The sequence below is a fragment of the Gordonia sp. NB41Y genome (genome assembly GCF_030718915.1).
GTDB lineage: Bacteria > Actinomycetota > Actinomycetes > Mycobacteriales > Mycobacteriaceae > Gordonia > Gordonia desulfuricans.
In genome coordinates, this window is the sequence record NZ_CP132196.1 from 908,673 (window position 1) to 920,770 (window position 12,098).

Sequence of the window (12,098 nt, forward strand, 5' to 3'; positions counted from 1 at the left end):
AGCGGGCGGGCCCGGTTGATGGAACGGACGCGCCGCCCGCTTTCTCCGGCTAGTTGGCCAGTGCGCTGGACCCGCCGACGATCTCGCTGATCTCCTGCGTGATCTGGGCCTGGCGCAGCTGGTTTGCCTCGCGGGACAACGTCTTGGACAGTTCCTCGGCGTTGTCGGTGGCGGCCTTCATCGCAGTACGGCGTGCGGCCGACTCCGATGCGGACGAATCCAGGAGGGCCGCGTAGACGCGGGTAGCGATGTACTTCGGCAACAGCGCCTCGAGCAGTGCCTCGGCACCGGGCTCGAAGGAGTAGTTGCGAACCTCGCTCGGCACGGTCTCCGCGTCGGAGACGTCCACCTCGTCCTCGGTGACCACCAGCGGGGCCATCCGACGGACCTCGGGCTCCTGGGTCAGCATCGAGACGAACCGGGTGTACACCAGGTGCAGCTCGTCGAGACCCGCCAGCGCGCCCTCACCGTCCGGCCGATCGACCGACTCATCCGAGCCGGCGACGAACAGGTTGACCAAGAAATCGGTCGCACCCGCCGCGTCGACGAACTCGGGGGCCTGGGAGAACCCGGTCCAAGAGTCGGCAACGTCCATGCCGCGGAAGCTGAAGTAGCCGACGCCCTTCTGCCCCATGACGAACAGCACGGGCTCTTTGCCCTCTTCCCGCAGCAACGCGATGAGTTCGCGCGTCGCCCGCAGGACGTTCGTGTTGTAGCCGCCACACATGCCGCGGTCGCTGGTGATCACCAGGATTCCGGCACGCTTGGCCTGCGCACGCTCCACCAGCAGCGGGTGATCGAGCGATCCCGCAGCGCTGGCCAGCTCGGACAGGACCTTGGTCATCTCCTCCGAGTACGGCATCGCAGCCGCCACCCTGGCCTGGGCCTTGGTGATCCGGGAGGTCGCGATCAGTTCCTGCGCCTTGGTGATCTTCTTGGTCGACTGGACCGACCGGATGCGTGAGCGCAGCTCACGAATGCTGGCCATGAGCCCTCACCCCTTCCTTGCCTGAGATGTCGATGGTCGCTTCGATCACTTGCGGATCTTGATCGACTCGTGCTCGACGTCCTCGGAGTCCATCGCCTTGGCCTCGGCCTCGTTGACGACGCGCTTGCCGTCATGGGTGAGGTAGGAGAACTTGAACTTGTTGGTCTCGGCGACGAGGGCCTCGGCCTGATCCCCGGAGAGCACCTGGCCACCGGCGATGGAGTCGTAGACACCGGTCGCGTTGTGGTGCAGATGACTCAGCAGCTGGGTCTCGAAGTTCCGGACGTCGTCGACGGGCACGGAGTCGTAGTGACCCTCACCGCACAGGTAGATCGAGACGATCTCGTCCTCGACCGAGTACGGGCTGTACTGATCCTGCTTGAGCATCTCGACCCACCGAGCACCGCGCTCGAGCTGCGCCTTCGAGGCGTCGTCGAGGTCGGAGGCGAAGGCGGAGAATGCCTCGAGCTCACGGAACTGGGCCAGCTCCAGACGCAGCGAGCCGGACACCTTCTTCAGGCCCTTGGTCTGTGCGGCACCACCGACGCGGGACACCGAGGTACCGACGTTGATCGCCGGGCGGACGCCCTTGTTGAACAGGTCGGACTCGAGGAAGACCTGGCCGTCGGTGATCGAGATGACGTTGGTCGGGATGAACGCCGAGACGTCGTTGGCCTTGGTCTCGATGATCGGCAGACCGGTCATCGAACCGCCACCCATGGCGTCGGACAGCTTCGCACAACGCTCCAGCAGACGGGAGTGCAAGTAGAAGACGTCACCGGGGTATGCCTCGCGGCCCGGCGGGCGACGCAGCAGCAGCGAGATGGCGCGGTAGGCCTCGGCCTGCTTGGTCAGGTCGTCGAACACGATGAGGACGTGCTTGCCGTCGTACATCCAGTGCTGGCCGATGGCTGAACCGGTGTAGGGGGCCAGCCACTTGAATCCGGCGGAGTCGGAGGCGGGAGCCGCGACGATGGTGGTGTACTCCATCGCGCCGGCCTCTTCGAGGGCGGTCTTGACGCCCGCGATGGTCGAGCCCTTCTGGCCGACCGCGACGTAGATGCAGCGCACCTGCTTGGTCGGGTCGCCGGACTCCCAGTTGGCCTTCTGGTTCAGGATGGCGTCGACGCAGACCGCGGTCTTGCCGGTCTTGCGGTCGCCGATCACCAGCTGGCGCTGTCCGCGGCCGATGGCGGTCATGGCGTCGATGGCCTTGATGCCGGTGGCGAGGGACTCCTCGACGGGCTGACGCTCGAGCACGGAAGCGGCCTGCAGTTCGAGGACGCGCTGTGCCTCGGCCTCGATGTCGCCGAGTCCGTCGATCGGCTTGCCCAGCGGGTCGACGACGCGACCCAGGAACTTGTCACCGACCGGGACCGAGAGCACGTCGCCGGTACGGCTGACCTGCTGGCCCTCTTCCAGGGTCTCGTAGTCACCGAGGATGACGGCACCGATCTCGTCCTCGTCGAGGTTCAGCGCCACGCCGAGCACGCCGCCCGGGAACTGCAGCAGCTCGTTTGCCATCGCACTCGGCAGGCCGCTGACATGCGCGATGCCGTCCGCGGTATCGGTGATGATGCCGACCTCGTCACGCGTGGCTTCGGCTTCGAACGACGAGACGTACTGCTCGATCGCTCCCTTAATCTCGTCTGCTGAGATCGTCAACTCCGCCATGGGTTCTCGTCTTTCTTGCTCAGTCCGTGAGTGGTACGTGGGGTGTTCGGGTCGTCGAACGCCGGGCGCGGCGTCAACGGGGCAGTGTCTCGGCCGCCTTCGCCAGACGTGTGGCGATGTCGGCCTCGATCACCTCGTCGCCGACGCCGATGCGCAGGCCGCCGATGATCGACTCATCGACCTCGGTCTGGACCGAGATCTTGCGGTGGTAGATGTTCGCGAGCACCGCCGACAGGCGGGTGACCTGGGCGTCGGTGAGCGCAACGGCGGAGATCACGTGGGCCACGGTCTCGCCACGGCGGGCGGCGGCCAGTTCGGCCAGGTGCGCCACGGCGACCTCGGCCGGCTGCCCGTGCAGCGCATTGATGGTGTGCGAGAGCAGGTACCAGGTGTGCTCACCGACCTGGTCGCCGACGAGCGAGCGCAGCAGGTCGTTGCGCTTGTCGGCGGGACGTGCGAAGTCCGACAGCAGCGAGGCCAGTTCCGGGTTGCCGTCGAGCAGTCGACCGACGCGGAACAGCTCGTCCTCGGTCTGCTCGATGGTTCCGTCACGCTCGGCGGCTGCGAGCACCACCAGGGCGTTCTGCCGGCGCAGGGCGACGAGCAGGTCGTTGCTCTGCGACCAGCGCTGCACCGCACCGGTGGCGACGAGGTCGACGACGATCGGGGCGACCTTGCCGTCGAAGAGCGAGTGCACCAGCTGCCGCTTGCCCGCAGCGTTGTCCTCGTCCTCGGTGATCTTCTTGCGCAGCACCGGGTTCTTGACCAGGAACCGGATCACCTCGGAGAGCTCCACCGACGCTGCGGTCAGTGCCGACGAATCGAGATCGGCTGCCGCCGAGTCGAATTCGGTGGCGATGGCCCGCGCAGCCTCACGGCTGGTGGCGTGCAGCGAGTGCAGACCGATCAGCTCGGCGTTCGACGGGATACCGGTCTCCGGCTGCGAACCCGAGGACATGCCCTCGAGCTCGTCGATCACCCGGTCGATGGTCGCGGCCTGGTTGCTCGGCACGGCCAGATGCTTGCGCACCAGCTCGCCGGCCCCGTCGACAGCGGTCAGACCGAGATCGGTGCGCAGCTGACGGATGAGGCTGGTGCGGCTGAGCTCGGCCTGTGCCTTGCCGTGCTCGCTGATCCGCTTGACCTCGCTGTCGGCTGCCTTCTTCAGGTCGTCCTCGATCGACTTGGCGTCGGAGAGGGCTCCCTCGTGCAGTTCCTTGGCCTCGTTCTCGGCGCGCTCGATCGCCTTCTCGTGGGCCACCTGTGCCTCGGCGGCACGATTCTTGGCGTCGTCACTCTCGGTGATCTGCTGCCCGATCGCGTCCTGCTGCTTGACCACTGCCTTGCGCAGCGGCGGCAGCACGTACTTGACGAACAGGAAGACCAGGACCAGGAACCCGACGAGCTGTCCGATGAAAATGTCCACGCTTACTTCACCGTCTCTGTCTGCTCGGCCCCAGCGGTGGCTGCGGCGACATCGGTACCCAGGACGCGGCCGGCCAGCGTCGCCGACAGCCGGCTCACGTCCTGCTTGGCGGTCGTGACCGCGTTGTCCGCCGCCACCTTCAGATCAGCCGTGATCTTGGCGAGTGCGGCGTCGGCCTCCTCGGTGGCCTTGTGCTTGGCGGAGGACAACTGCTCGTTGCCCTTCGCCCGCGCCTCGTCACGGATTCCGGTGGCGTCCCCACGGGCGTCGCGGAGACGCGCCGTGTACTCACGGTCGGCATCCTCGAAGCTCGCCGCAGCGGCCTTGTTGTCCTTGACCGTCTGTGCGACGCGTTCCTCACGCTCGTCGAGCACCTTGAGAATCGGTGGGACGACGAGAGTGCGGATAACGACCAGCACGACGATGAAGATCAGCAGGCACGCGAAAAACGTGCCATTGGGGATGAGGAAGTTTGACGTCCCCCCGGCTTCTTCTGAGGCGAGACTCATCATGATGGGTGGTCCCCTATCGGGATAACGAACGTGAGAGGTGGACTGGCGTGACGCCGGCTATCAGCCGCCGTAGGTCTGGGCCGGGTTGGCGAAGACGAACAGCGCCATGAAGGCGAGGTTGATGAAGTACGCGGCCTCGACCAGACCGACGGTGATGAAGAACGGGGTGAACAGTCGGCCCTGGGCCTCCGGCTGCCGGGCGATGCCGGCGATGAGCTGGGAACCGGCGATACCGTCACCGATACCGGCACCGATCGCGCCGCCGCCCATGATGAGGCCGCCGCCGATCAACGCGCCCATGCTAACCAGATTCGGATCCATTGAGATCTTTCCTTTCGGGTGGTACTGGCAGCCGTGAGACTGCCAGGTCTGTGGGTCCGGTCGGCGCCGCCGACCAGGGTCGTACTACGGGTGGTCTGACTCAGGTCGTGGACCTCTAGTGGTGATCCTCTTCGAGTTCCATGCTCTGGCTGAAGTACAGGATCGTCAGCAGGGCGAAGATGAAGGCCTGGATCAGGCCGACGAAGAGGTCGAAGGACTTCCACAGGGCGTTGGGCGCCCACAGGATGTAGGCCGGGAACAGCGCGATGACCGCGAGCATGGTTCCACCGGCGAACATGTTGCCGAAGAGTCGGAGGGAGAGCGAGACGGGCTTGGCGATCTCTTCGATGATGTTGATCGGTGCGAGTCCGGCTGCGTGACCCTTGACCAGCATCACGAGGTGCTTGATCGGACCGCGGCGACGGGCACCGGCGAAGTGGTACCAGACGAAGACGAACAGGGCCAGCGCGTAGGCGAAGTTGACGTCGCTCGAGGGCGTCATCAGGACCTCGGTGGTGCTGCCGTCGGACTTGCCGTACTGCCACGGGATCACACCCAGCCAGTTGGCGGCCAGGATGAAGGTGAACAGGGTGACCGCCAGCGGCAGGACGAACCCGGCGACCTTCATGCCGATCGAGCTCTGGATCTGCTGACGCATCTGGACGGTCAGCACCTCGAAGTACATCTGGACCGCGTTGGGCTTACCCGAGGTGACCTTGTACCGGACGACCAGCGCGAGGGCGATCACGACGGCGGCGGCGATCAGGGTGGAGATGATCGTGTCGATGTTCCAGGTGAGCCCCAGCCACTCGGCCTGCCGGTGGTGCCCCACCTCGATCTTGGACTCGGCAAGGTAGAGGGTGCCCGAGCCGTAAGACGGTGCGCTCATATCTGCTTACGAAGTCCTTTCATCACCGGAATCACCGTGTTGAGTACCAGGACGACCTGGCCGACGGCGAGTCCGAACATCACGCCCAACCCGTCGGGCCGGACCAGGAAGGCCGCCGCCAGCGCCAGCACGGTGATCACACCGAGCCGGAGCGCCGAATTGACGGCGAGCAGTTTCTTACGGGGATCTTCCTCGGCCGCCACCCGGGCCACCGCAAGGGTGACCATCTTGGCGTTGACGAGGACGGCGACGACGCCCACCGCGAAGAACACTGCGAAAGCAGGGTGTCCGAGGTAGATCGCGACACCGGCCGCGATCAGGGTGAATGCCGCCGAGATGATGCCCGGCCGCACCAAACTGGTGGGTGCCGCCGGGTAATAAACGGGAGCGGAGTCAGGGGCGGATGTCGCCATTGCCTCTCCTCATCTCTCCTACTTGTGCTTGCACGGATGGACCATCCGACGGGCACGGGGCAACCGGCGTACCACAGGCGGCCGTGAGCCACCCGAGCGTACGCTTTGCGTTCGCAGTGACCCTACCAAGACCTTGGGCGTTTTCCACCAGGGGGTGGGCACATCGTCGGGTTCGGGTCCTACGGAGGCGTTGTCGGCCTCCGCGATGTCGGCGGGCACCGGGGCCCGCCGAACTACTACGGGCCATAGTACATGGCCTTTACCGTTGGCTTACCTACCCCCGGGTTCAGGTTCTCACCTGCCCCGACGGGTGCAGAGCCTACTGCACGGAACGGACATGCCATAGCCCCGCAAGGGACTTTTCTCACCAGACGGCAGCACACCGGGCGGACGCACGACCCGGTTGGCCGGCCCCCGGGCCTGGTCAGCTGCCGTGAGCCGACCGCGCCGAGGCCAGACGGCGCGAGAGCCTGGGCGCGATGGTCACCAGCATCGCCACCACCAGTCCCCCGGCGAAGGCCGGTGCCACCACCGTCACCGGGAACACCGTCGACGCGGCCACCGAGAACGCCAGCACGGCCACCCAGAGATAGATGATCAGCGCGACCCGACGTTGCGAATGGCCCAGTTGGAGGAGCCGATGGTGCAGGTGCATCTTGTCCGGGGTGTAGAAGCCGACACCGGCGCGGGTACGCCGCACGATCGCCATCAGCATGTCCAGCATCGGGATGAACACCACCGCGGCGACCAGGATCAGCGGGGACAGCAACGTGACGATGTCGGCCGAGCCGTAGCCGTACACCGCGATGCGGCCGGATGCGCTGGTCGACGCCGCGGCCAGCATCAGACCGATCAACATCGCCCCGGAGTCGCCCATGAAGATTCGGGCGGGCGAGAAGTTGTGGGGCAGGAATCCCAGACAGGCGCCGGCGAGTACCACCGCGATCAGTGCCGGCGGGTAATAGCTGACATCCCCGCCCTGGTCACGCAACAGCCCCAACGAGAACAGGCAGATGGCCGACGCCGAGATCAGACCCAGTCCGGCGGCGAGGCCGTCGAGTCCGTCGATGAAGTTCACCGCATTGATCGTGGCGACCGTGATGACCACGGTCAGCAGCCCCGATTGGAGCGGATCGAGGACCACCGTGCCGATGTCGCCGAAGGGAACCGGGATCTGGATCCAGCTGATCCCCATGATCACCATGACGCAGGCGGCGGTGACCTGCCCGACGAACTTGGTCAGCGCGTCCAGGCCCCACCGGTCGTCGATCGCACCGACGATCACGATGACCGTGCCCGCGGCGATCACCGCGGTCAGGTCGTTGGTGTAGGCGAAGCCGCGGTTGAGTGCGGGCAGATTGGCGGCGAGTGCGATGGCCGCGACCATCCCGGCGAACATTCCCAGTCCGCCCAGGCGCGGGGTGGGGATGACGTGCACGTCGCGCGCGCGGGGTACGGCCACCGCCCCCATCCGGATCGCGGCCACCCGGACCAGCGAGGTCAGCAGGTAGGTGATCGCCGCCGCCGACAGCCCGACCAGCAGCAATTCGCGAAACGGCACACCGGCTCCACCCGTCGCGGGAGCGGCGAGCACAAGAGCGGACGGATCTGGCACCCGATCAGGCTACCCGCCGAGCATATCGGCGATCTCGGCACGGATCCGGGTGTGTTGCGCGGTGTCGGTGAGGGCCGTCACCATCCACTCCGCGACGGTGACCGGGGTCTCCGGCCCGCCCCCCGACAGCGCGAGGATCGGGGTGCCGATCCGGATCGCCGACCCCTCGGCGACCGGTCGGGTGTCGAACGGCAACACCGTCTTGTCCACGACGATGCCCGCGCCCTGCAGGCGGCGCTGCGCCTGCACCCCACTCAGGCCGAGCGGACTGACGTCCACCACGGCGAGATGGGTGTCGGTGCCACCGGAGACGATCCGCAGGCCCCGGTCGGTGAGGGCGGCGGCGAGTGCGCGCGCGGTGTCCACGACGGTGTGGACATGCTCGGCGAAACCGGGGGTCGCGGCATGGGCGAAGGTCGCGGCCTTGGCGGCGACGACGTCCATCGGTGCGGCACCCTGGGTGAACGGGAACACCGCCTTGCGCAGGGCGGCGCCGTGCCGCCCGGCGCCGAGGACGACCCCCGACCGCGGGCCGCGCAGCACCTTGTGGGTCACCAGGGTGACGACGTCGGCGTAGGGCACCGGTGACGGCGCCACTCCCCCGGCGACCAGCCCGGCCAGGTGCGCGGCGTCGACCCAGAGGATGCACTCGGCCTCGTCGGCGATCTGACGCAGCAGCGGGTAGTCGAACAGCCGCGAGTACGCCGGTGAACCGACGACGAGCAGCCGTGGGCGGTGCAGCAGGGCGAGTTCGCGGATCTGGTCGTAGTCGACGAGTTCGTCGTCGGCGCCGACCGAATACCGGATCGGGGCGAACCACCGGCCGGAGAAGTTGGCGCGGGAACCGTGCGTCTGATGACCGCCGTGGTCCAGACGCAGTGACAGCACCGGGTCGCCGGGCTGGGCGAATGCGGCGTAGACCGCCGACGCGGCGACACTCCCCGACAGCGGCTGGACGTTGACGTATTCGGCCCCGAAGAGTTCGGCGGCGCGGGAGACGGCGAGATCCTCGATCTCGTCGACCACCTCACAGCCGCCGTGGAAGCGGGCACCCGGATAACCCTCGGCATAGGTGTCACCGAGCGGTGAGGCGAGGATCTCGCGGACCGCGGGGAGCGCGATGGTCTCCCCCGCCACCAGCTGCAGTGACCGGGCCCGCCGCGTCGATTCCCGTTCGACCAGCGCGCGCAGCTCGGGATCGATCCGACCCAGTTCGGCCTGGGCGTCTGCGGTCATCGGGCCAGCAGGCTCGCCGGCTCGACGCCGAGGACCTCCGCGACGTCCTCGGTGGAGACCGCGCCCACCCGCAGGATGCGGGGTGCGCGACCGGTCAGGTCGACGATGGTGGAGGCCTGCGCCTTGGGTGCGACGCCGCCGTCGAGGTACACCGCGACCTCGTCGCCGAGCTGCTCGCGTGCCTCGTCGGCGATGGTGGCCGGGGGGCGGCCGGAGACGTTGGCACTGGAGACGGCCATCGGCCCCACCTCGCGCAGCACCTCGATCGCGACCGGGTGCAGCGGCATCCGCAGCATCACGGTGCCGTCGGTGTCACCGAGGTCCCACGCCAGTGACGGGGCCTGCTCGACGACGATGCTCAGTCCGCCGGGCCAGAACGCCTCGACCAGTGCCCGGGTCTGCGAACTGACCCCCAGGATCAGTCCGTCGACGGTGTGCCACGACCCGACGAGCACGGGCACGGGCATGTCACGACCACGGCCCTTCGCCGCAAGCAATGCGGAGACGGCCTCGGGATCGAAAGCATCACAACCGATTCCGTAGAGGGTGTCGGTGGGCATCACGATCAGCCGGCCGGATTTCGCGGCGCCGACCGCCGCCCGGATGCCCGTGGCGCGCTGGTCGGGATCGGTGCAGTCGAATACTGAGCTCACCGATTCATCCTTGCACGCTCACCGTCCGCGCCGACGGGCGGTGACGAACCGGGGACGCCCGGCGAGGTCGGTGTGCGAGGTGACCTCGTCGAAGTCTCCGGTGCCGTGCAGCAGACCGGTGACGGCATCGGCGGTGGTGTCGTCGTGTTCGATGCCGACGCATCCGCCGGGCCGCAGGATCGCGGCGATCGTGGCCGCCATCGGCGTGATCACGTCCATCCCGTCCTCGCCGCCGAACACCGCCATCGCGGGGTCGGCGTACACCTCGGCGGGGACCGGCGTGGTGCTCGGCACATACGGCGGATTGCTGACCACCAGGTCGGCCGGGGCACCGACCATCGCGGCCACGGCGCCGGCATCGGTCACATCACCGGTGTGCACCGCGACGCGGGCGGCGACGTCGGCGGCGAGCCCGTCGACGTTGCGCTGCAGCCAGGTCGTGGCCTCGGGTGACTTCTCGACGGCGTGGACCCGTGCCCCGGGCAGCGTCGCCGCCAGGGCGATGGCGAGCGCACCGCTCCCACTGCACAGATCGACGACGGTGAACTGGGCTGCGGCACCTGCCAGTTCACGCTCGGCGAGCTGGTGCGCCCAGGCGTAGAGCAGTTCGGTCTCCGGACGCGGGACGAACACCCCCGGCCCGACGTGCAGTTCCACCGGCCCGAACGCCGCGGTCCCGACCAGGTGCTGCATCGGAATGCGTTGTGCGCGAAGGGCTATCAGGCCGGCGAAGCGTCCCCGCGCTTCGTGGTCGAGATCGTCGGCGACGAGCAGCCTGCCCCGGTCGGTGCCGAGCACGTGGACCAGCAGCCATTCGGCGTCGGCACGCGGCGAGTCGACCCCGGCGGCGGCCAGGACCCCGGTGGCCTCGGCGAGCGCCAGCCGGACCGGCTGCCGCCCGGCGTCGCCCGTGCCGGGATTCACTGGGCCTCGAGCCGGGCCTGACGGTCGGCGGCGACGAGGGCGTCGAGCAGGGCGTCCATCTCACCGTTGAGGACGGCGTCGAGGTTGTTGGCCTTGTACCCGATGCGATGGTCGGTGATCCGGTTCTCCGGGAAGTTGTAGGTCCGGATGCGCTCGGAGCGATCGACGGTGCGGATCTGCGCGGCACGGCCCTCGGCGGCGGTCGCCTCGGCCTCCTCCTCGGCGGCGGCCTGCAGCCGGGCGCCGAGCACCTGCATGGCACGGGCCTTGTTCTGCAGCTGGGACCGCTCGTTCTGGCAGGTCACCACGATGCCGGTGGGCAGGTGGGTGATGCGGACGGCGGAGTCGGTGGTGTTGACGCCCTGACCGCCCTTGCCCGACGACCGGTAGACGTCGATCCGCAGGTCCGACTCGTCGATCTGGACCTCCTCGACCTCTTCGGGTTCGGGGTAGATCAGCACGCCGGCCGCCGAGGTGTGGATCCGCCCCTGGGACTCGGTGACCGGCACGCGCTGCACGCGATGCACCCCACCCTCGAACTTCAGGCGCGACCACACGCCGTCGCGGACGGTCTCGCGGGACTTGATCGACAGCGTCGCATCCTTGTACCCGCCGAGATCGGATTCGGTGACGCCGAGGATCTGCGCCTTCCAGCCGTGACGTTCGCAGTACTTGAGGTACATGCGGGCGAGATCTGCGGCGAACAGTGCCGACTCCTCGCCGCCGGCACCGGACTTGATCTCGAGCACCACGTCGTCGCCGTCGTGGGCGTCGCGCGGGGCGAGCAGATCGGTCAGGGTGGCGTCGAGTTCCTCGACGGTCTCCTCGAGGCCGGGGATCTCCTCGGCGAACGCCGCGTCGTCGGCGGCGAGTTCACGGGCGGCGGCGAGGTCGTCGCGCGCGGCCTGCAGCCGGGCGTGGGTCGCCATGATCGGGGCCAGTTCGGCGAAACGCTTGCCCACACGTCGGGCCATCGCCGGGTCGTCGTGCAACGACGGGTCGGCGAGCTGCGTCTCGAGCCCGGCGTGCTCGGCCAGGATGTCGTCGATGGCGGTGCTGGTGGCACCGGCGGTGCCGGTGCGTGCTGGTTGGTTCACTCGGGTCCGTCCGTCGGGTCTGGTGGAGAAAAAGCAAACGACGCCCGGCCGGTTGAACAGAAACCGGGCGGGCGTCGTCGTCAGACCTACTTGGCGGTGTCGGCCTTCTTGCGCTTGCCGTAGCGAGCCTCGAAGCGGGCGACGCGGCCGCCGGTGTCGAGGATCTTCTGCTTGCCCGTGTAGAACGGGTGGCACTGCGAGCAGACTTCCACGGTGATACGGCCGTTGGCCGCGGTACTGCGGGTCTCGAAGGTGTTGCCACAACCGCACACGACGGTGGTCGGGTGGTAGTCGGGGTGAATTCCCTGCTTCATTCCTGGTGTCCCTTTCTCATGGTCGCCGGGTCACCG

13 protein-coding genes are annotated in these 12,098 nt (G+C 67.9%); all 13 read right to left on the reverse strand.

Annotation, left to right across the window (positions count from 1 at the left end):
- Window positions 1-49: 49 nt before the first annotated feature.
- Window positions 50-988: a F0F1 ATP synthase subunit gamma gene (locus Q9K23_RS03875; protein ID WP_020793332.1), complete on the reverse strand. Its 939-nt coding sequence runs from the start codon at window positions 986-988 to the stop codon at window positions 50-52.
- Between the two features lie 45 nt (window positions 989-1,033).
- The gene (gene atpA / locus Q9K23_RS03880) at window positions 1,034-2,662 is read right to left on the reverse strand and encodes a F0F1 ATP synthase subunit alpha (protein WP_020793327.1); all 1,629 of its coding nucleotides are present in this window, start codon (window positions 2,660-2,662) and stop codon (window positions 1,034-1,036) included.
- 73 nt (window positions 2,663-2,735) lie between these two features.
- Window positions 2,736-4,088: a F0F1 ATP synthase subunit B/delta gene (locus Q9K23_RS03885; RefSeq protein WP_053778091.1), complete on the reverse strand. Its 1,353-nt coding sequence runs from the start codon at window positions 4,086-4,088 to the stop codon at window positions 2,736-2,738.
- A 2-nt stretch (window positions 4,089-4,090) separates the two neighbouring features.
- The gene (locus Q9K23_RS03890; protein WP_053778097.1) at window positions 4,091-4,597 is read right to left on the reverse strand and encodes a F0F1 ATP synthase subunit B; all 507 of its coding nucleotides are present in this window, start codon (window positions 4,595-4,597) and stop codon (window positions 4,091-4,093) included.
- A 63-nt stretch (window positions 4,598-4,660) separates the two neighbouring features.
- Window positions 4,661-4,921, reverse strand: a complete 261-nt coding sequence (locus tag Q9K23_RS03895; RefSeq protein WP_053778090.1) for a F0F1 ATP synthase subunit C — start codon at window positions 4,919-4,921, stop codon at window positions 4,661-4,663.
- A gap of 115 nt (window positions 4,922-5,036) precedes the next feature.
- A complete protein-coding gene (gene atpB / locus Q9K23_RS03900) occupies window positions 5,037-5,810 on the reverse strand; it encodes a F0F1 ATP synthase subunit A (RefSeq protein ID WP_020791254.1) in 774 nt (257 codons plus the stop codon).
- Entirely contained in the window at window positions 5,807-6,223 is a 417-nt protein-coding gene (locus Q9K23_RS03905; RefSeq protein ID WP_053778089.1) for a hypothetical protein, read from the reverse strand. Before Q9K23_RS03905 ends, atpB begins: the two co-directional genes overlap by 4 nt.
- 424 nt (window positions 6,224-6,647) lie before the next feature.
- The gene (locus Q9K23_RS03910; protein ID WP_053778088.1) at window positions 6,648-7,838 is read right to left on the reverse strand and encodes an MraY family glycosyltransferase; all 1,191 of its coding nucleotides are present in this window, start codon (window positions 7,836-7,838) and stop codon (window positions 6,648-6,650) included.
- Window positions 7,839-7,847: 9 nt separating this feature from the next.
- A complete protein-coding gene (locus Q9K23_RS03915) occupies window positions 7,848-9,074 on the reverse strand; it encodes a serine hydroxymethyltransferase (RefSeq protein WP_053778087.1) in 1,227 nt (408 codons plus the stop codon).
- The gene (locus Q9K23_RS03920; RefSeq protein ID WP_053778086.1) at window positions 9,071-9,727 is read right to left on the reverse strand and encodes an L-threonylcarbamoyladenylate synthase; all 657 of its coding nucleotides are present in this window, start codon (window positions 9,725-9,727) and stop codon (window positions 9,071-9,073) included. The genes Q9K23_RS03915 and Q9K23_RS03920 overlap by 4 nt, the downstream gene beginning before the upstream one ends.
- Before the next feature lie 18 nt (window positions 9,728-9,745).
- Entirely contained in the window at window positions 9,746-10,651 is a 906-nt protein-coding gene (gene prmC, locus Q9K23_RS03925; RefSeq protein ID WP_053778085.1) for a peptide chain release factor N(5)-glutamine methyltransferase, read from the reverse strand.
- Entirely contained in the window at window positions 10,648-11,748 is a 1,101-nt protein-coding gene (prfA, locus tag Q9K23_RS03930) for a peptide chain release factor 1 (protein ID WP_053778084.1), read from the reverse strand. The genes prmC and prfA overlap by 4 nt, the downstream gene beginning before the upstream one ends.
- 86 nt (window positions 11,749-11,834) lie before the next feature.
- Entirely contained in the window at window positions 11,835-12,062 is a 228-nt protein-coding gene (gene rpmE / locus Q9K23_RS03935; protein WP_020794625.1) for a 50S ribosomal protein L31, read from the reverse strand.
- Window positions 12,063-12,098: the final 36 nt, after the last annotated feature.

What these genes read in the sequence shown, in the direction of transcription:
- atpB (WP_020791254.1), bottom strand. Translation starts at nt 5,810, where the DNA reads ATGAGCGCACCGTCTTACGGCTCGGGCACCCTCTACCTTGCCGAGTCC.
- Q9K23_RS03895 (WP_053778090.1), bottom strand. Translation starts at nt 4,921, where the DNA reads ATGGATCCGAATCTGGTTAGCATGGGCGCGTTGATCGGCGGCGGCCTC.
- Q9K23_RS03875 (WP_020793332.1), bottom strand. Translation starts at nt 988, where the DNA reads ATGGCCAGCATTCGTGAGCTGCGCTCACGCATCCGGTCGGTCCAGTCG.
- Q9K23_RS03890 (WP_053778097.1), bottom strand. Translation starts at nt 4,597, where the DNA reads ATGAGTCTCGCCTCAGAAGAAGCCGGGGGGACGTCAAACTTCCTCATC.
- atpA (WP_020793327.1), bottom strand. Translation starts at nt 2,662, where the DNA reads ATGGCGGAGTTGACGATCTCAGCAGACGAGATTAAGGGAGCGATCGAG.
- Q9K23_RS03915 (WP_053778087.1), bottom strand. Translation starts at nt 9,074, where the DNA reads ATGACCGCAGACGCCCAGGCCGAACTGGGTCGGATCGATCCCGAGCTG.
- Q9K23_RS03905 (WP_053778089.1), bottom strand. Translation starts at nt 6,223, where the DNA reads ATGGCGACATCCGCCCCTGACTCCGCTCCCGTTTATTACCCGGCGGCA.
- rpmE (WP_020794625.1), bottom strand. Translation starts at nt 12,062, where the DNA reads ATGAAGCAGGGAATTCACCCCGACTACCACCCGACCACCGTCGTGTGC.